17 protein-coding genes and 1 tRNA gene are annotated in these 16,842 nt (G+C 70.0%); 11 read left to right on the forward strand and 7 right to left on the reverse strand.

Translation table 11 applies throughout. The features are described from left to right. Positions 1-66: 66 nt before the first annotated feature. Positions 67-1,359, forward strand: coding sequence for a sensor histidine kinase (locus tag CACI_RS03135; protein WP_012784866.1), 1,293 nt, complete (start codon positions 67-69; stop codon positions 1,357-1,359). Continuing rightward, positions 1,311-1,955, forward strand: coding sequence for a LuxR C-terminal-related transcriptional regulator (locus tag CACI_RS03140; protein ID WP_012784867.1), 645 nt, complete (start codon positions 1,311-1,313; stop codon positions 1,953-1,955). Before CACI_RS03135 ends, CACI_RS03140 begins: the two co-directional genes overlap by 49 nt. Before the next feature lie 32 nt (positions 1,956-1,987). Here CACI_RS03140 and CACI_RS03145 read toward each other — a convergent pair whose 3' ends face one another. Both CACI_RS03145 and CACI_RS03150 read right to left on the reverse strand, forming a co-directional pair. After that, complete coding sequence (locus CACI_RS03145; protein ID WP_012784868.1) at positions 1,988-2,677, reverse strand: response regulator transcription factor; 690 nt, start codon at positions 2,675-2,677, stop codon at positions 1,988-1,990. Positions 2,678-2,744: 67 nt separating this feature from the next. Next, on the reverse strand, positions 2,745-3,890 hold the full coding sequence (locus tag CACI_RS03150; RefSeq protein WP_012784869.1) for a sensor histidine kinase: 1,146 nt from the start codon (positions 3,888-3,890) through the stop codon (positions 2,745-2,747). A 230-nt stretch (positions 3,891-4,120) separates the two neighbouring features. Between CACI_RS03150 and CACI_RS03155 the strand changes: the two genes are divergently transcribed. Next, a complete protein-coding gene (locus tag CACI_RS03155; RefSeq protein WP_012784870.1) occupies positions 4,121-5,338 on the forward strand; it encodes an acetyl-CoA C-acetyltransferase in 1,218 nt (405 codons plus the stop codon). 45 nt (positions 5,339-5,383) lie between these two features. On the opposite strand, the gene CACI_RS03160 is transcribed toward CACI_RS03155, so the two are convergent. Beyond that, positions 5,384-5,821 carry a hypothetical protein gene (locus CACI_RS03160; protein ID WP_012784871.1) on the reverse strand — a complete coding sequence of 146 codons (438 nt, stop codon included), beginning with the start codon at positions 5,819-5,821 and terminating at the stop codon, positions 5,384-5,386. A 173-nt stretch (positions 5,822-5,994) separates the two neighbouring features. Between CACI_RS03160 and CACI_RS03165 the strand changes: the two genes are divergently transcribed. From CACI_RS03165 to CACI_RS03175, 3 genes are all read left to right on the forward strand, one after another. Then, positions 5,995-6,225: a DUF4287 domain-containing protein gene (locus CACI_RS03165; RefSeq protein WP_012784872.1), complete on the forward strand. Its 231-nt coding sequence runs from the start codon at positions 5,995-5,997 to the stop codon at positions 6,223-6,225. Between the two features lie 334 nt (positions 6,226-6,559). Further along, a tRNA-Leu gene (locus CACI_RS03170) sits at positions 6,560-6,643 on the forward strand. Positions 6,644-6,830: 187 nt separating this feature from the next. Next, the gene (locus tag CACI_RS03175; RefSeq protein WP_012784873.1) at positions 6,831-7,115 is read left to right on the forward strand and encodes a hypothetical protein; all 285 of its coding nucleotides are present in this window, start codon (positions 6,831-6,833) and stop codon (positions 7,113-7,115) included. Positions 7,116-7,239: 124 nt separating this feature from the next. Here CACI_RS03175 and CACI_RS03180 read toward each other — a convergent pair whose 3' ends face one another. After that, positions 7,240-8,370 (reverse strand): SGNH/GDSL hydrolase family protein, encoded by a 1,131-nt coding sequence (locus tag CACI_RS03180; protein WP_012784874.1) that lies wholly within the window; start codon positions 8,368-8,370, stop codon positions 7,240-7,242. Positions 8,371-8,527: 157 nt separating this feature from the next. Between CACI_RS03180 and CACI_RS03185 the strand changes: the two genes are divergently transcribed. Next, positions 8,528-9,919, forward strand: coding sequence for a cystathionine beta-synthase (locus tag CACI_RS03185; RefSeq protein ID WP_012784875.1), 1,392 nt, complete (start codon positions 8,528-8,530; stop codon positions 9,917-9,919). 25 nt (positions 9,920-9,944) lie between these two features. Here the strand turns inward: CACI_RS03185 and CACI_RS03190 are convergent, their stop codons facing one another. Then, positions 9,945-11,096 (reverse strand): PucR family transcriptional regulator, encoded by a 1,152-nt coding sequence (locus tag CACI_RS03190; RefSeq protein WP_012784876.1) that lies wholly within the window; start codon positions 11,094-11,096, stop codon positions 9,945-9,947. Positions 11,097-11,235: 139 nt separating this feature from the next. On the opposite strand from CACI_RS03190, the gene CACI_RS03195 reads away from it, so the two are divergent. Together CACI_RS03195 and pruA are read left to right on the forward strand one after the other, a co-directional pair. Beyond that, a complete protein-coding gene (locus tag CACI_RS03195; protein ID WP_012784877.1) occupies positions 11,236-12,162 on the forward strand; it encodes a proline dehydrogenase family protein in 927 nt (308 codons plus the stop codon). Between the two features lie 46 nt (positions 12,163-12,208). Then, complete coding sequence (pruA, locus tag CACI_RS03200; protein WP_012784878.1) at positions 12,209-13,840, forward strand: L-glutamate gamma-semialdehyde dehydrogenase; 1,632 nt, start codon at positions 12,209-12,211, stop codon at positions 13,838-13,840. 36 nt (positions 13,841-13,876) lie between these two features. Here pruA and CACI_RS03205 read toward each other — a convergent pair whose 3' ends face one another. Next, a complete protein-coding gene (locus CACI_RS03205; protein WP_041540022.1) occupies positions 13,877-14,092 on the reverse strand; it encodes an FmdB family zinc ribbon protein in 216 nt (71 codons plus the stop codon). A 177-nt stretch (positions 14,093-14,269) separates the two neighbouring features. On the opposite strand from CACI_RS03205, the gene CACI_RS03210 reads away from it, so the two are divergent. Both CACI_RS03210 and CACI_RS03215 read left to right on the forward strand, forming a co-directional pair. After that, complete coding sequence (locus CACI_RS03210; protein ID WP_190276719.1) at positions 14,270-15,436, forward strand: S8 family serine peptidase; 1,167 nt, start codon at positions 14,270-14,272, stop codon at positions 15,434-15,436. A 102-nt stretch (positions 15,437-15,538) separates the two neighbouring features. Next, positions 15,539-16,231, forward strand: a complete 693-nt coding sequence (locus tag CACI_RS03215) for a maleylpyruvate isomerase family mycothiol-dependent enzyme (RefSeq protein ID WP_049871452.1) — start codon at positions 15,539-15,541, stop codon at positions 16,229-16,231. A gap of 5 nt (positions 16,232-16,236) precedes the next feature. Here CACI_RS03215 and CACI_RS44985 read toward each other — a convergent pair whose 3' ends face one another. After that, positions 16,237-16,839 carry a DUF1990 family protein gene (locus CACI_RS44985; protein ID WP_012784882.1) on the reverse strand — a complete coding sequence of 201 codons (603 nt, stop codon included), beginning with the start codon at positions 16,837-16,839 and terminating at the stop codon, positions 16,237-16,239. Between the last annotated feature and the right edge of the window lie 3 nt (positions 16,840-16,842).

Consider the following 16,842-nt stretch of genomic DNA (forward strand, 5'->3'; position numbering starts at 1 on the left):
GGTACACCCCACACTGGGTGTGTAAGCCCCTCGCCCGGCCCGGACCCGAACCCGAGACTTGAGGACATGACGAACACCAACAAGCGACTGAGCGCCGTCCTGGAGGGCGGGTTCTGGTTCTTCGTGATGCTGTTCCCGATGCTGCTGGGCACCATCGCCCTGACGCTGGTGGCCGGCATGGCCGGTATCGGGCTCGGCCTGCTCCTGCTCCCGCCGGCCGCGGTCTACCTGCGCTGGCTGGCCGACCTGCGGCGCACGAAGGTGCGGGCCTGGCGGGGCATCGAGATCCCGCGGCCCTACCGCGCCGCGCCGGAGTTCGGTCCCGGGTTCGGCGGCTACTTCGAGAGGATCAAGTTCCACGGCACCGACCCGGCGTTCTGGCGGGACGGCGCGTGGGTGCTCGTCGACCCGGTCGTCGGCGCGTTCCTGGCGCTCCTCCCCCTCGCCTTGGTGATGGAGGGCCTGTACGGCTTCGTGATCAGTGCCCTGTGGAGCCTGTTCGTCGACCACGGCTTCAACGACTGGTTCGGCTTCATCCACGTCCACAAGGGCAACGAGGGCATGCGCTGGGCGCCGTCGGCCCTCGGCGTCCTGGAGATCGCCCTGGGCTTCGCCATCGCGCCGAAGATGCTGGAGTTGCACGCCCGCTGGTCCCGCGTCCTGCTGGCGCCGACGCCGGCCCAGGTCGAGGCCCGGATGAAGCACCTGACCCAGACCCGTGCCGACGCCGTGGACACCCAGGCCGCCGAGCTGCGCCGGATCGAGCGCGATCTGCACGACGGCGCGCAGGCGCGGCTGGTCGCCATGGGCATGCACCTCAACGCGGCCTCACAATTGATGGAGCGCGACCCCGAGGCGGCGCAGAAGCTCCTGTCGGAAGCCCGCGATTCCTCGGCCAAGGCGCTGTCCGAGCTGCGTGACCTGGTGCGCGGCATCCACCCGCCGGTGCTGGCCGACCGCGGTCTGGTCGACGCGGTGCGCGCCACGGCGCTGGACTCGCCGCTGGACGTCGAGGTCCACGCCGAGGTCCCCGGACGGCTGGACGCGCCGCTGGAGTCGGCGGCGTACTTCGCGGTCAGCGAGGCCCTGACCAACGTCGCCAAGCACGCCCACGCCGGGCACGTCTGGATCGACATGCGGGTCCACAACGGCTTGCTGAAGATCACGGTCAGCGACGACGGAATCGGCGGCGCGGATCTGGACAAGGGCAGCGGACTGCGCGGGATCGAGCGCCGGCTTGCTACCTTCGACGGGATCCTCGCCCTGAGCAGCCCGCAGGGCGGACCGACTGTCGTGACCATGGAGCTGCCGTGCGTGTCGTCCTCGCCGAAGACCTCTTCCTCCTCCGGGACGGCATGATCCGGCTGCTGGAGGCGTACGGATTCGAGATCGCGGCGGCCGTCGGCGACGGCCCCGCACTCGTCGAGGCCCTGGTGAATGAGCGCCCTGACGTGGCGGTAGTGGACGTGCGCATGCCGCCGACGTTCACCGACGAGGGATTGCGCGCGGTCCTGGAGGCCCGGCAGGTCGTGCCGGGCCTGCCGGTGTTGGTGCTCTCGCAGTACGTCGAGCAGCTCTACGCCGGCGAACTGCTCGCCGACGGCGCCGGCGCGATCGGCTACCTGCTCAAGGACCGGGTCTTCGACTCCGACAGCTTCGTGGACGCGGTCCGGCGGGTCGCGGGCGGCGGGACCGTGATGGACCCCGAGGTGATCTCGAAGCTGCTGGCGCGCGGGGCCCGCAAGGAACCGCTCGGCGCGCTGACCGACCGCGAGCGCGAAGTGCTCTCCCTGATGGCCGAGGGCCGGTCGAACGCCGCGATCGCCGAGCGCTTGGTGATCACCGAGCGCGCGATCGCCAAGCACACCTCCAACATCTTCATGAAGCTGGGTCTGCCGGAGTCGGGCGACGACAACCGGCGGGTGTTGGCGGTGCTGGCGTATCTGAAGGCGTGACCTATATATAAGGACTCTCCATTAGAGTCCCATCACTTCCCGCCGGGCTCGGCGTAGCCGTGGGTGAAGGCGTACTGGACGGCTTGGGCCCGGTCGCGGCAGCCGGTCTTGGTGAAGATGCGGTTGATGTGCGACTTCACCGTCGCCTCGCCGACGAACAGCTTCTTGGCGATCTCGCGGTTGGAGTGTCCGGCGGCGATGAGCCGGAGGACGTCGGCTTCGCGCGGGCTCAGGTCGTCGGCGGACTCCGGCTCGGCGGCCGGGGCCGTCGGGGTGCCGTTGCCCGTGCCCGTGTTCGCGCCGGTCGCGGCTGCCAGCAGCTGCCGCTGGACCGCCGGATCCAGAATCGCCTGCCCGGCCGCCGCCGCCTTCACCGCGCGCTCGATGTCGGCCCGCGTCGCGGCCTTGGTCAGGTAGCCCAGCGCGCCGGCGCGCAGTGCCCCGACGATCGAGGTGTCGTCCTCGTAGGTGGTCAGCACGACCACGCGGATGGCCGGGTTCGCGGCCAGGATCGTCGCGGTCGCCTCGATCCCGTCGGAACGCGGCATGTTGAGATCCATCAGCACCACGTCGGGCGCCAGCTCGGCGGCCAGCGCCGCCGCCTCCAGCCCGTCGCCGGCCTGCCCGACCACCGTGACGTCGGACATGGTCTCCAGCAGCAGGGCCAGGCCTTCCCGGACCGCGGCTTGGTCGTCGGCGATGAGTACTCGGATCTCGGTCACCCCGGGATTCTCCCGCAGATGCCGATGAAGCGCTCGATCTTCCTCAGCGCTACGCCGAGCCGCGTCCTCAGCCCGGCACGACCGCTCGCACCTTCCAATCCTCCCCGTCGCGCCCGGCCTCCAGCGTGCCGCCGGCCAGTTCCATCCGCTCGCGCAGTCCGCTGAGACCGAAGCCGCCGCCGGAGTCCGTCAGCGGCCGGGCGGCGTCGGCTTCGGCGAGTTCGTTGGTCACCGTCAGGCGGACCGCGTCGGGGTCGTAGCGCAGATCGACCGACGGCGCCTTGCCCGGCGCGTGCTTTCGCGCGTTCGTCACCGCTTCCTGCGCCGTGCGGTACAGCGCCAGCGCCGCGTCCGCCTGGAGCTTGCGGGGTTCGCCGACCGTGGTCATCGTGCCGCCGTCGGCCTCGACCATGGTGCCGATCATCTCCGAGAGCGGGCCGATGTCCTCGCGCAGCGCGTGGACGGCGCGGCGGCTCTCCACGAGGCCTTCGCGCGTCAGCTGCCCGGCGCGCTCCACGCAGCGGACGGCTTTCGCGATGTCCGGATTCTCCTGCGTCAGCAACGCCTGCGCGGCCTCGACCTGCATCGCCAGCGCCCCGAGCGAGTGCGCCAGGATGTCGTGGATCTCGCGGGCGATGCGGGTGCGCTCGCCGAGCACCGCCGCCTCGGTCTCGGCCGCCGACGCGCGCAGGGTCTGCTCCAGCAGCTGTTCGGCCTGGCCCGCGCGCTGGGCGATCGCGTAGCGGACCGTGCCCATCGCCAGCGCGGTTCCCAGGATGACGACGAAGCCGAGCACCGCCGAGGTCGGCGCGCCGATCACCAGCGCGGTGACGGTCAGCGACAGGGCGCCGGCGACCGTGATCGCCGCCGAGACCTGCGGCGCCAGGTTGGAGCCCGCGGAGAACGCCGCGACCGCCGGGACGAAGATCGCCGGTCCCGGTTGCAGGATCGACAGCAGGCCGCCGCTGACCGACAGCAGGGCGAGGGGGTACTCGATGGGCCACTTGCGGATGTCGAACGTGATCATCCCGATCCAGGCCACCGCCACCACGGCCAACGTGATGGTGACGGCCAGCCCGCGCTCGTGCAGACCCGGCTTCGGGCTCACCCCGAACAGCGTGATGCCGAGGGCCACCAGACCGCCGGAGCGCAGGGCCTGGATGCCCCAGAAATAGGCCTTGCGGTCCATCATGTTCACCGTCAGCGCTGCCATGTCCCCGATCTTCTCGCTCCCGGCCGCCCCGCCGCTTCCAACCGGGGGTGGAATGTGGGTGGAAAGAGCGGCGCCGCCTTACTGTGAGGGAGTCGGGTGTGTTCTCTCACACCTGGCATTACCAAGCGGTAGCTTGGCGAACTACGCTGAGACCGACCCCCATCGCGGCGCCGACCGCGCGGCCCTGAAGCCGGCAGGCGACCCGGACCCCTTCGCAAGGAGTGACCTTTATGCCCGAGGCAGTGATCGTCTCCACCGCGCGTTCCCCGATCGGCCGCGCCTTCAAGGGCTCGATGACCTCCATCCGGCCCGACGACCTCACCACGCAGATGGTGCGCGCCGCGCTGGACAAGGTCCCCGGCCTGGACCCGCGCGAGATCGACGACCTGTACCTGGGCTGCGGCCTGCCGGGCGGGGAGTCCGGCTACAACATGGGCCGCGTGGTCGCCACGCTGCTGGGCTACGACCACCTCCCGGCCGCGACCATCACCCGCTACTGCGCGTCCTCGCTGCAGACCACGCGCATGGCCTTCCACGCCATCAAGGCCGGCGAGGGCGACGTGTTCATCTCCGCGGGCGTCGAGACGGTCTCGCGGTACGTCAAGGGCTCCTCCGACGGACTGCCGGACACCCAGAACCCGCTGTTCACCGACGCGGTGAACCGCACCAACGAGTTCGCCGCCGGCGGCCAGGTCTGGCACGACCCGCGCGAGGACGACACGCTGCCGGACGTCTACATCGCGATGGGCCAGACCGCCGAGAACCTGGCGCAGATCAAGGGGATCTCGCGCAAGGAGCAGGACGAGTTCGGCGTCCGCTCGCAGAACCTGGCCGAGAAGGCGATCGCCGACGGCTTCTGGGAGAAGGACATCACCCCGGTCACGCTGCCGGACGGCACCGTGGTCAGCAAGGACGACGGCCCGCGCCCCGGCGTCACCTACGAGAAGACCTCGACCCTGGCGCCGGTCTTCCGCCCCGACGGCACCGTGACGGCCGGCAACTGCTGCCCGCTGAACGACGGCGCCGCGGCCGTGGTCATCATGTCCGACACCAAGGCCCGCGAGCTCGGCCTGACCCCGCTGGCCCGGATCGTGGCCACCGGCGTCACCGCGATCTCCCCGGAGATCATGGGCATCGGCCCGGTCGGCGCCACGCAGAACGCGCTCAAGCACGCCGGCATGACCATCGGCGACATCGACCTGGTCGAGATCAACGAGGCGTTCGCCGCCCAGGTCATCCCGTCCTACCAGGACCTGGGGATCGACCTGGACAAGCTGAACGTGAACGGCGGCGCGATCGCCGTGGGCCACCCCTTCGGGATGACCGGCGCGCGGATCACCAGCACCCTGATCAACTCGCTGCAGTGGCACGACAAGCAGTTCGGTCTGGAGACCATGTGCGTCGGCGGCGGTCAGGGGATGGCGCTGATCCTGGAGCGGCTGAGCTGATTCTGGCGAGGCTCTGAACTGGCGGCGCTCTGAACTGGCGGCGCTCTAAAGCGCCCGGCGTAAGGCGGTCGTGCTGTCCAGCACGGCCGCCATCGCTTTCTCCGCCGGCACGCGGCCTTCTCCGGGGGTCCAGATGAGCGTCTCGCGCGGGTCCTTCAGGGCTCGGTAGGCGGCCAGCAGGTCGTTCCCGACGACCGCGATCTGGTCGCCCAGCGCGAACACCCCGAGCGTCGGCAGCTCCCGCCAGCGGGGCGGCTGCGGGCTGTCCCAGCGCTCTATCCCCTGCGCGACCATCGCGACCTGCGCGGCGAGCCAGTGGCCGGCCTGCGCCCGGTCGCCGTAGGGCTCCAGCCGCAGGGAGAATTTCGAGTGCGGGAGCCGGCGGTAGCCGTCCGCGACCTTGGCCAGTTCCCCGGCCAGGACCTCCACCGCCGAAGGTTCCCCGTCCGCACTGTGTTCCCCCGGTTTGGTGCTGGAAGTCATCCGGGAAGGATACGGGTGGCGAATGCCGCGGGAACGTCGCGGCATGTCACCGACCGCCCGGATTCCGCCTGGCGACGGAATCGCCAGGTCCCGTTCCTCTTGCCAGCCGCCCGACCCTCAGGCACGCTGGCGCACACGGACCGTAAGCCAAGTCCATTCGCGGAGGCGCCCGTATGACGATCCACCACTCCGAACAGACCCATCGCAACCTCCTCGCCCGCATCCCCGCAGCCACCGGCCGCAGCCTGGACACCTGGTTCCAGCTGGTCAACGAAGGCCCGTCCCTCCCGCGCTTCGAAGAGCGGGTCAGCTGGCTCCGTGCCGAGCACGACCTCCCGCGTGGCTACGCCAACGCGATCGTCCACGAGATGGACCTGAAGCGCGCCGCGCGCGCATTCGGATAAAAAGCCCCCTCCCGGAACCCCACAGAGCCCCCGGCGTGTGCCGAGGGCTCTCAACCTGCGCGCCCGCACCCGTTCCGGAGCGGAAGCGGACACCGCGGCACAGCCCGCGTCGCCTGAATGCCCGCCACCCCCGCGCGAGCCCCCGCCACCCAGGCGAACACCGCAGGAACGCCAACAGGAAGTCCGGTGAAAGTCCTCTCCCCGCGCCGCACGGCGCCCCTTGCGACCTGCGCCCGAACAGGACCTTCTGCGGACCAGCGCTGGAACTCGATCACGCTTTCGCGGAGTTCTCGCTACGCTGAAGCCCGAAGGATCATCCCGGTGATCCCTTCGGGCCCAGATGGTGGAACAGGCAGACACAGCGAGCTTAAACCTCGCGGCCTTTATGGCGTTGCGGGTTCGACTCCCGCTCTGGGCACACGCGCACGCCGGCCGGTTCGCTCGAACCGGCCCGCGACAACCATCAACACTCTTACATGGTCGGTAAGGTGTGCCGCCCGGCTGGCGGTGAGCCGGGCGCGCGGAGTCCGTTTCCCGCTTTCCCACTACGAGAATCAGCCCTCTCACCGCTATGCTGCCGCGCACGTGACGAGGGGGGTTGTGCAGTGGACGATGTGGATGACGTGGACGAGCGTGACGACGAGGAAGACCTCGAACCCGCTTGGCCGGGGTGGCGGTCTCTGGTCAGCGGCCGAGCCGGGATGATCGCCGTGGTGCTGACCATCGTGGTCGGGTTCTGGGCGTACCGGATGGTGGCGGAGCAGCAAAAGTTCGATGCGCCGTCGCACACGGACACGGTGTGCGTCGATGTCGGCTCCCTCGTCACCCCTACCGATGCGGGAGGCGCTTCGGTCGACGTGCCGCCGGTGTGCGTCACCGGGCACAGCTGATGCGGCGCTGACCTGGCGAGCCTGGTCGGCGCCGGTCCGTGTCGGTCCGTGTCGGTCTATGTCGGTCTACGACGATCTACGAGGCGGCTCGCGCGTCGCACGCAGCCGCCTCGCCGTCCCGGCTTCAGGAAGCCGCGACGTCGTTCGAGACTGTCGCTTTCGCGCCGGTCCCGGCTTCCTTGCCGGATCCGGAGCCGGATCCCGCCGCCTCGGCGTCGGTCTTGTCGGCGCCCTCCGGGACCACCGGCTCGGCGATCTGCTGGCGGCGGCGGTGGCGCAGGATGCCCCAGCCGGCGCGGGCGGCGCTGCCGACCTCGCGGCCGACCTCGGTGCCGCCGTGGCGGGCGGCGAGGACGGCGGCGCGGGCCAGGGGCATGCGGGCTTCGCCGCGGGCCGGTTCCAGGACGTCCGGCTGGCCGGCGGCGGCGTCGGGCCAGCGGCCGATGGCGGCGGCGATCGAGGGGAGCAGGGCCATGGCGGCGGCCGCGTAGCCCTCGGCGCTGGGGTGGAAGCGGTCCGGGCCGAACATGTCCTCCGGGCGGGCGTCGAATTCCGGGCCGAGCAGCGAGCCCAGGGAGACCGTGCGGCCGCCGGCGGAGACGACTTCCACGGTCTGCGCGGCGGCGAGCTGGCGGGACCAGCGGCGCGCCAGGCGGCGCAAGGGCTGCGCCACGGGGCGGATGGTGCCCAGGTCCGGGCAGGTGCCGACGACGACCTCGATCCCGGCCGCGCGCAGCCGGCGCACGGCGTCGCCCAGGAAGCGGACCGACTCGGCGACCTTGACCCGGTGCGTCACGTCGTTGGCGCCGATCATGATCATGACGACGTGCGGCGCCTGGCCGTCCGGCGCGGACGCCAGCACCCGCTCCAGCTGCCAGCCCAGGTCCGAGGACTGGCCGCCGACCTTCGCCACGTTGTGCAGCCGCACCGGGGAATTGGCCGCCTCGGCCAGCCCGGACGCCAACAGCGCGCCGGGCGTGCGCGCCGACTCGGTCACGCCGTAGCCGGCCGCGGAACTGTCGCCGAGGACCGCCATGCGGATCACCTCGACGCCGGGCGTGGCGTACCACGCCCCGTAAACCCCGTCCGCGCGCGGCGGATCTCCTTTGGCAGGGCCGATGGCCCGCCGGGCGAGTTTCGCCTCGGCGACGATCAGCCCGATAGCGCCGCCTGTGAGGACCCCGATCCCCCCGCCGCCTAGTGCGGCGGCAGCGGCGACACGCTTGGCGACACCCAGCCTTGTGAGCCCGGTCATCGTCGGCACACCTCCTACTACAAGCCTCTACTGAAGTATGTCCGCCGTTCCCTGGACCTTACCGTGACCCCCGCCGGCTACGGCGTGGTGGTTTCTCCCCGTAGGCTGGTAACCACCGTAAACAGCCGCCCACACGAGGGAAGCGGAGACGCCGCCGATGAAGTACGCCGAGTCCATGGTCGATCTGGTGGGCGACACACCCCTGGTGAAATTGAACAACGTCACCAAGGGCCTCCAGGCGACCGTCCTGGCCAAGGTCGAGTACTTCAACCCCGGCGGCTCCGTGAAGGACCGGATCGCCCTGCGGATGATCGAGGCGGCGGAGCGCTCCGGCGCGCTCAAGCCCGGCGGCACCATCGTGGAGCCCACCTCCGGCAACACCGGTGTGGGGCTGGCCATCGTGGCGCAGCAGAAGGGCTACAAGTGCGTCTTCGTCTGCCCGGACAAGGTCTCGACGGACAAGATCAACGTCCTGCGGGCCTACGGCGCCGAAGTCGTCGTGTGCCCCTACGCGGTCGCCCCCGAGCACCCGGACTCGTACTACAACGTCTCCGACCGCCTGGTCCGCGAGATCCCCGGCGCCTGGAAGCCCGACCAGTACTCCAACCCTGAGAACCCGGCCTCGCACTACCATTCCACCGGCCCGGAGCTCTGGCAGCAGACCGACGGCAGGATCACGGCGTTCGTCGCCGGCGTCGGCACCGGCGGGACCATCTCCGGGACCGGCCGCTACCTCAAGGACGTCTCCGACGGCGCCGTCAAGGTGATCGGCGCCGACCCCGAGGGCTCGGTCTACTCCGGCGGCAGCGGCCGTCCCTACCTGGTGGAGGGCGTCGGCGAGGACTTCTGGCCGACCGCGTACGACCGCACCGTCGCCGACGAGATCATCGCGGTGTCCGACAAGGACTCCTTCCTGATGACCCGCCGCCTGGCCCGCGAGGAGGGCCTGCTGGTCGGCGGCTCCTGCGGCATGGCCGTGGTCGCCGCGCTGGAGTACGCCGCGCGCCTGGGACCGGACGACGTCGTCGTGGTGATCCTGCCGGACTCCGGCCGCGGCTACCTGTCGAAGATCTTCAACGACGACTGGATGGCCGACTACGGCTTCCTGAACCCCGGCACCGAGGAGCCCACCGTCGCGGAGGTCTTCGCGCGCAAGGGCCAGGGCCTGCCGGACCTGGTCCACATGCACCCGCACGAGACCGTCGGCGAGGCGATCGAGACCCTGCGCGAGTACGGCGTCTCGCAGATGCCCGTGGTCAAGGAGGAGCCGCCGGTCATGGCCGCCGAGGTGATCGGCTCCATCGTCGAGCGGGACCTGTTGCGCGCGCTGTTCTACGAGAAGGCCTCGCTGGAGGACCGCCTCGACGAGCACATGTCCCCGCCGCTGCCCCAGGTCGGCTCCGGCGAGCCGGTGTCGGCGCTGGTCACGGCGCTGGAGAAGGCGGACGCCGCGGTCGTGCTGGTCGAGGGCAAGCCGCAGGGCGTGGTGAGCCGCCAGGACCTGCTCGGGTTCCTCGGGCACGAGGCGTCCGTCTCGCTGGGCAGCTGAGCGCTCCCGCCTCCACACCGCAGCCCTATCCGCCCACCAGCGGAGCGAGCGACACCCCCAGGTGCAGGCGCAACCGGTCTCGACCGTCAGCCAGGTCGAGACCGGTGATCCGCTCGATCTTCTCCAGCCGGTGGTACAGCGTCTGCCGATGGATGCTCAGAGCGGCGGCCGTCTGCTGCGCGCTTCCCGCGTGGTCCAGATACGTCTGTACCGTGATGAGCAGATCCGGCTCCTCCAACAGCCGCCGCACAGCCGGGTCCACGACAGCGTCCCGGAGCTCTCGCTGCGGACCGCACGCGAGCAGCCGATAGATCCCCAGGTCCGCCCACACCGCCGTGGGCCGGAACGTCGGCACCGCGCGCCCGACGCGCACCGCGAGCCGAGCCTCGCGCCAGCTCGCCCGAGCCTCCGCCAAATCCTCGCGCGGCGCACCGATCCCGACGAGTACGTCTTTCCTTGCATCGCTCTCTAGGCGCTCTCTATAGAGCTCCAATGCGCGCTCCGCGATATCGGCGACGGAGTGGGGTTCCGGAACCAACAGGCTGATGTGATCCGTCTCCGGAGCCGCCAAGACCGACCGCGGAAGCCGCCACAGGTTGAGCGGCACGGACTGCCAATCCTGATTCCGCGTCTCCAGGACCACCACTGTGATCTTCCGGTCCCGGTCCACAAGCCCGAGATCCGAGATCTCCTCGGCAGCCTGCTCCGCGACCGCGCGATCCGGGGAGAGCAGGTTCTGGAGACGCTCCTCCATCCGCTCCCTGACTCGCGCCTGTTGCGCCAACAGTGCGCCGGCACGGGACGCCTCGTGCATAGCGCTCGCGAGGAGTGCGTCGTCCAGGTGGCCGTCTACGTCGAGCAGCCATACGTACCCGTACGTCACCCCGTTCCACCGCGCCGGCAGACACACCCGCGGCAGCACTCCGTGTTCCGGGTCCGCGGGTGTACGGACCGGCAGTTCACTGCGCGCGATCCCGAACCCCTCGAACCAGGCGCGCACCTCCGGAGTGGAGCGCCGCTGCAAGATCGAACGCTGCCGGATGACGTCCAGACCGCCGGACTGCGAGGCGAACGCCACCAGGTCGAAGTCCCGGTCCTCCAGCGTCGCCGAAGACGACGCGAGCTGGGAGATGAGGTCCACGAGGTCCTGCAGCTGATCGGTGGTCGGTGTCGCCATCAGACAAGTGTATGACGAAATGGGGCAGTGATCGTGGCACTCGTCCATACCGTCGCTGGACACACCGTCCTACCGTCATCCCAAAAGGCTTCACGACCGCTGCGCCACCCGGTGCGCCACCAGGAAAGACAGGCCCGCCATGCTCAGCCAAACGCTTCTCGCCGCCTCCCGCAGCGCCAAGATGCGCGGGATGATCACCGGTGTCCCCTTGACCCGCCGCGTCGTCGACCGGTTCGTCGCGGGGGACAACCTGGACCAGGCCAGCCTGATCATCAGCGACCTGGTGGACCAGGGTCTGGCGGTCACCGTGGACCGGCTCGGCGAGGACACCCAGGACGCCGCTGACGCCGCCGCCACCCGCGACGCCTACCTGGAGATGCTCAAGCGTTTCGCCGACCTCGGCATCGCGCACCGCACCGAGGTCTCGCTCAAGCTCTCCGCCCTCGGCCAGAAGCTTCCCCAGGACGCCGAGAAGATCGCGTTGGAGAACGCCATCGCGATCGCCGAGGCGGCGCGCGACGCCGGGACCACCATGACCCTGGACATGGAGGACCACACCACGGTCGACGCCACCCTCGGCGCCCTGCGCGAGCTGCGCGGCGAGTTCCCGTGGGTCGGCGTGGCGATCCAGGCCGCGCTGTTCCGCACCGAGGGCGACGTCGCCGACCTGGCCACCGCCGGCTCTCGGGTGCGGCTGGTGAAGGGCGCGTATATGGAGCCCGCCTCCGTCGCGCACCAGGAGAAGCACGAGGTGGACAAGGCGTACGTGCGCGCCATGAAGACCCTGATGCGCTCCTCGGCGTACCCGATGATCGCCAGCCACGACCAGCGCATGATCGACATCGCGCACGCGCTGATCGCCGAGACCGGCCGCGCGCACGACGCGCAGGAGTTCCAGATGCTGCACGGCATCCGGACCACCGAACAGCACAGGCTGGTCGACGGCGGCGACACGATGCGCGTGTACGTGCCCTTCGGCGACGACTGGTACGGCTACTTCATGCGCCGGCTGGCCGAGCGCCCGGCCAACGTCATGTTCTTCCTGAACTCGCTCGTCAAGCGCTAAGCGCGCCACCACCAGCGCGCCAACAGAGGGGATCACCCGCACCGCCATGGATGCCATCACCCACACCCCCGCCCCGGTCAACGAGCCGGTCCGCGCCTACGCCCCGGGCTCGGCCGAGCGCGACTCGCTCCAGCGCCGGGTCGCCGAGATCGCGGCCGAGCGCCACGAGCTGCCGATGACGATCGCCGGGCGGCGCCGGATGGCCTCCGGCGAGCGCGTCGAGGTCGTCCAGCCGCACAACCACAAGCACGTGCTCGGCGACACCGCCAACGCCTCCGCGGCCGACGTCGCGGACGCCGTGGCGGCGGCCAAGGCGGCGGCGCCGGCCTGGCGCGCGCTGCCCTTCGACGAGCGCGCGGCGGTCATCCTGCGCGCCGCGGACCTGCTGTCGGGCCCGTGGCGGGACACCGTCAACGCCGCGACCCTGCTCGGCCAGTCGAAGTCGGCGCAGCAGGCGGAGATCGACGCGGCCTGCGAGCTGATCGACTTCTGGCGCTTCAACGTGCACTTCGCGCGGCAGATCCTGGCCGAGCAGCCGCCGGCCAACTCCGCCGGCGTCTGGAACCGCACCGACTACCGGCCGCTGGACGGCTTCGTCACCGCGATCACCCCGTTCAACTTCACCGCCATCGCCGGCAACCTGCCGACCGCCCCGGCGCTGATGGGCAACACCGTGGTGTGGAAGCCCTCGCCGACGCAGCAGCTGGCCGCGCAGTACACGATGGAGCTGCTGGAGGCCGCCGGGCTCCCGGCCGGCGTCATCAACCTGGTCACCGGCGACGGCCTGGCGGTCAGCGAGGTCGCGCTGAACGACCGCGAGTTCGGCGGTCTGCACTTCACCGGCTCCACCAAGACGTTCAAGGCCCTGTGGCGCCAGACCGCGGAGAACCTGGACGTCTATCGCTCCTACCCGCGCATCGTGGGCGAGACCGGCGGCAAGGACTTCGTCGTCGCGCACCCGAGCGCCGACGCGGCCGCTCTGGTCACCGCGCTGGTCCGGGGAGCGTTCGAGTACCAGGGGCAGAAGTGCTCCGCGGCTTCGCGTGCCTACATCCCGCGCTCCCTGTGGGAGTCCGGCGTGCGGGAGCAGTTGGCCGACGTCACCGGGACCATCACCTACGGCGACGTCACCGACTTCTCCTACTTCGGCGGCGCGGTCATCGACCGCCGGGCCTTCACCAAGCACAGCGACCTGTTCGCGCGGGTCCGTGCCGAGGGCAAGGTGGAGATCCTCGCCGGCGCCACGGCGGACGACTCACAGGGCTTCTTCGTGCAGCCGACGATCCTGGTCGGCGAGGACCCGCACCACGAGATCTTCACCGACGAGTACTTCGGTCCGATCCTCGCGGTGCACGTCTATGAGGACGCGCGCTATAGCGAAGTCCTGGAGTTGGTCGACAGCTCCACGCCCTATGCGTTGACCGGCTCCGTGTTCGCCACGGACCGCGCCGCCGTGGAAGAGGCGCACCGCAAGCTGCGCTTCGCCGCCGGCAACTTCTACGTCAACGACAAGCCGACCGGCGCGGTCGTCGGGCAGCAGCCGTTCGGCGGCGGCCGGGCCTCCGGGACCAACGACAAGGCCGGCTCCGCGCAGAACCTGCTGCGCTGGCTGAGCCCGCGCACAGTGAAGGAGACTTTCGTGCCGCCGGTGGACCACCGGTACCCGCACATGGGCTGACGGCCTCCCTCGGCCCCAGCCCTCCGCTGCTGCTCGCTACGAGCAGCAGCCACCGCCGCAGCATCCGCCAGCGTTGCCGGATGCTGCGGCGGTCTTGGTTCCGCCGCCGACGTTCACGGCGACCGCGGAGATCAGCTTGACGGTGTCGTCGTGGCCCGCGGGGCACACGGCGGGAGCCGACGCCTCGGACATCGGGCGGGACAGCTCAAAGGTGTCGCCACACGCGCGACAGCGGTATTCGTAACGGGCCATACCCCGAATCATAAGCGGTAAGTGATTTCCGCCTAGTGTCGGAAAAGGGGCTATTAAGATCTTCACAGAGGTTTGCGTTATCTCGTACAGCACGCGATCCTATTGCGCATGTCGCACCGCTTGGGGTCGCTCATGGGTGTCTGTGGTCTGGCCGCTTTGGCGTTCATGCCACCTACGGTGCGAGCAGACGACGCAGTCCCCAAGGCCGCCTCGCAGTGGCCGCTCACGTACCTGAAGGCCGACCAGGTGTGGCAGCACACCAAGGGCGCCGGCGTCACGGTCGGACTGGTCGACTCCGGCGTCACCCCGCTCGGCGACACCCGCGACAACCTGCTGCCCGGCGCGGACTTCTCGCTCGGTCCGGACAGCACCGGCATCGCGCACGTCGACACCGACACCGACAGCCACGGCACGACGATGGCCGTCCTGATCGCCGGGACCGGCGCCGGCGACGGACTGCACGGCCTGGCGCCCGAGGCGAAGATCCTGCCGGTCCGGATGCAGCAGGCGACGGGCTCGGACCCGGCGCACATCGCCGACGCCCTGAAGTTCGCGATCGCCCAGCACGTCAAGGTGATCAACATGTCGCTCGGCACGGCGGACACGCCCGGGATGGCAGCGGCGGTGAAGCAGGCCGAGGCCGCCGACATCGTGGTCGTCGCCGCTGCCGGGAACGCGGGGAACGGGCACGTCATCATCCCGGCGGCCTATCCCGGTGTGGTCGCGGTCGGAGCGATCGACGCCACCGGCACTCGGTGGTCGGGGTCGGACTACGGACCGCAGGTCGCTCTGACGGCTCCCGGAGTGGGAATCCCAGTAGAGACCGCCTCAGGTGTGCCGAAGACTGTGAAGGGCACTAGTGAGTCCTCCGCATATGTGACCGCCTCCGTCGCCCTGGTCCGTGCGATGCATCCGGACTGGACTGCGGGGCAGACCATCCGTGCGCTCCTGGCGACCGCTACTAAGGGCGGCGGAGCTACAGGTCTCCAGCGCAATGACACATACGGCTATGGGATCGTCAATCCGTTGGCCGCGCTAAGCGTTGGCACTCCGGTCGCTAAGGACAACCCGCTGATGTCGGGCGCGGCTCCGCTGGCCGCATCGCTTCCCGCCGCCGCTCCGTCGCCGGTCCATCCCGCGACGTCGACTCCGGGACCCATGGCCACCAAGGCGCTGAAGGACTCCTCTCAGGCGGCGGCAACAGCCAAAACCGGGCTGGTGTCCTCGCGCCGGAACAAGATCTTCGCCGCTTGTGCGGGAGCGGCGGTGCTGGCACTCCTGCTGTTGCTGCTGAACGGTTCGCTAAAGCGGAGGGCACTGCGGAAAAACCGCGTGTGGCACTAAAGCGTGTTCCTAGGCAGCGCGCACAGTCAGTGGGAGAGTGAAGAAGTGGACCGCATTGCACACTTCGAGAGGGAAACAACCGCTTTCCATCGCGCCGCCCTGATGGCCGCCGTGCCGGACACCCCGCTACCCGTCCCGTCGTGTCCGGACTGGACCACCGCGGACTTGGTGCGGCATCTCGGTCGGGTGCAGCGTTTGGTGAACCACGTGATCGTGGAGCGCCTGGAGACCATGCCGCCGGACCGGAAGACCATGTTCAGGGCGCCCACCGACGCCACCGCGGACGACCTCGCCGACTGGTTCGCCGAGGGCGCGACCGCGCTGGCCGAGACGTTCCGCTCCACCGATCCGAAAACGGCGGTCTGGACGTGGGGTGACGTGCACGGCGTCAGCTTCTGGCTGCGGATGCAGACCATCGAGGCGGCTGTGCATCGCTGGGATCTGGAGGGCGCGATCGGTTCTCCCCAGCCTGTGGACAAAGAACTCGCGGGCGATGGCGTGGCCCAGTTCCTCGACGACGTCATCCCGTTCCGCCGCCGAACGAAGTCGGTTCCGCCGATGGAGGGGGAGCGTTACCGCTTCCGCCAGACGGACGGTTCCGGCGTCTGGTCCGTCGCGCTGGAGCCGGACGGTCTCCGTCCGCTCGGCGAGGACGAACCCGCCGACGCCGAACTCGCCGGCACCGCCTCGGATCTCCTGCTCTTCCTCTGGCACCGCATTCCTGGCGAACCGCTTCTCGTGAGCGGGGATGCGAAAGCGCTTCAGCGTTTCTTCGTATTGGTGCCGACCGTATAGCGGAACTAGCGAGGGCTGACAGCCATCGCCAACAGGTACTTGTTCGTATAGCGGTTCTGGATTATTCGCGTCACGGGACCGCCTAAGCGCGCATACCAAACGACGGGCTGTGAGAACGCCATGACGGTGAACTCCACCAAGCCTTCTGCGCGCGTCACGTAGAAGGCTTCGCGTCCGCGTTCCGGATGTCCGGGCAACGTCTCGTAGGCGTATCCGGCGTGGTCCGTACTGGCGAACTCCGCAGTGATTACGCGGAAGGGCGCACGGAGTGGGATCAGTCCTGCGACTCGGGAGACCAGCTGTCCTTCGAGTCCGACAGAGGGGGAGGGCAGAGCGAACGCCTGCCCTCCATCGGCATCGGCATCGGCATCGGCATCAGCGTCGGACGCGGCGGCGAACTCGATCCGCATTCCGGCGCCGAGCTGCGGTCCCCAGGACTGGAGCATCGCCCGGGCGCGCTCGAAGGCGCGGTCGAGCGAAGCGTCCTGCGGGTCGAAGGAGTGCGCCAGCGGGATGGAGCGCCGGAAGTAGCGGTGGCCGTCGGGAGTCGGGCCGAGGGCGGCGTCGCCGGGATGAGGCGGCGGTGTCGGTGTCGGCGTCGGTGTCATCGA

Origin of the sequence: Catenulispora acidiphila DSM 44928 (genome assembly GCF_000024025.1) — a bacterium.
GTDB classification, from domain to species: domain Bacteria; phylum Actinomycetota; class Actinomycetes; order Streptomycetales; family Catenulisporaceae; genus Catenulispora; species Catenulispora acidiphila.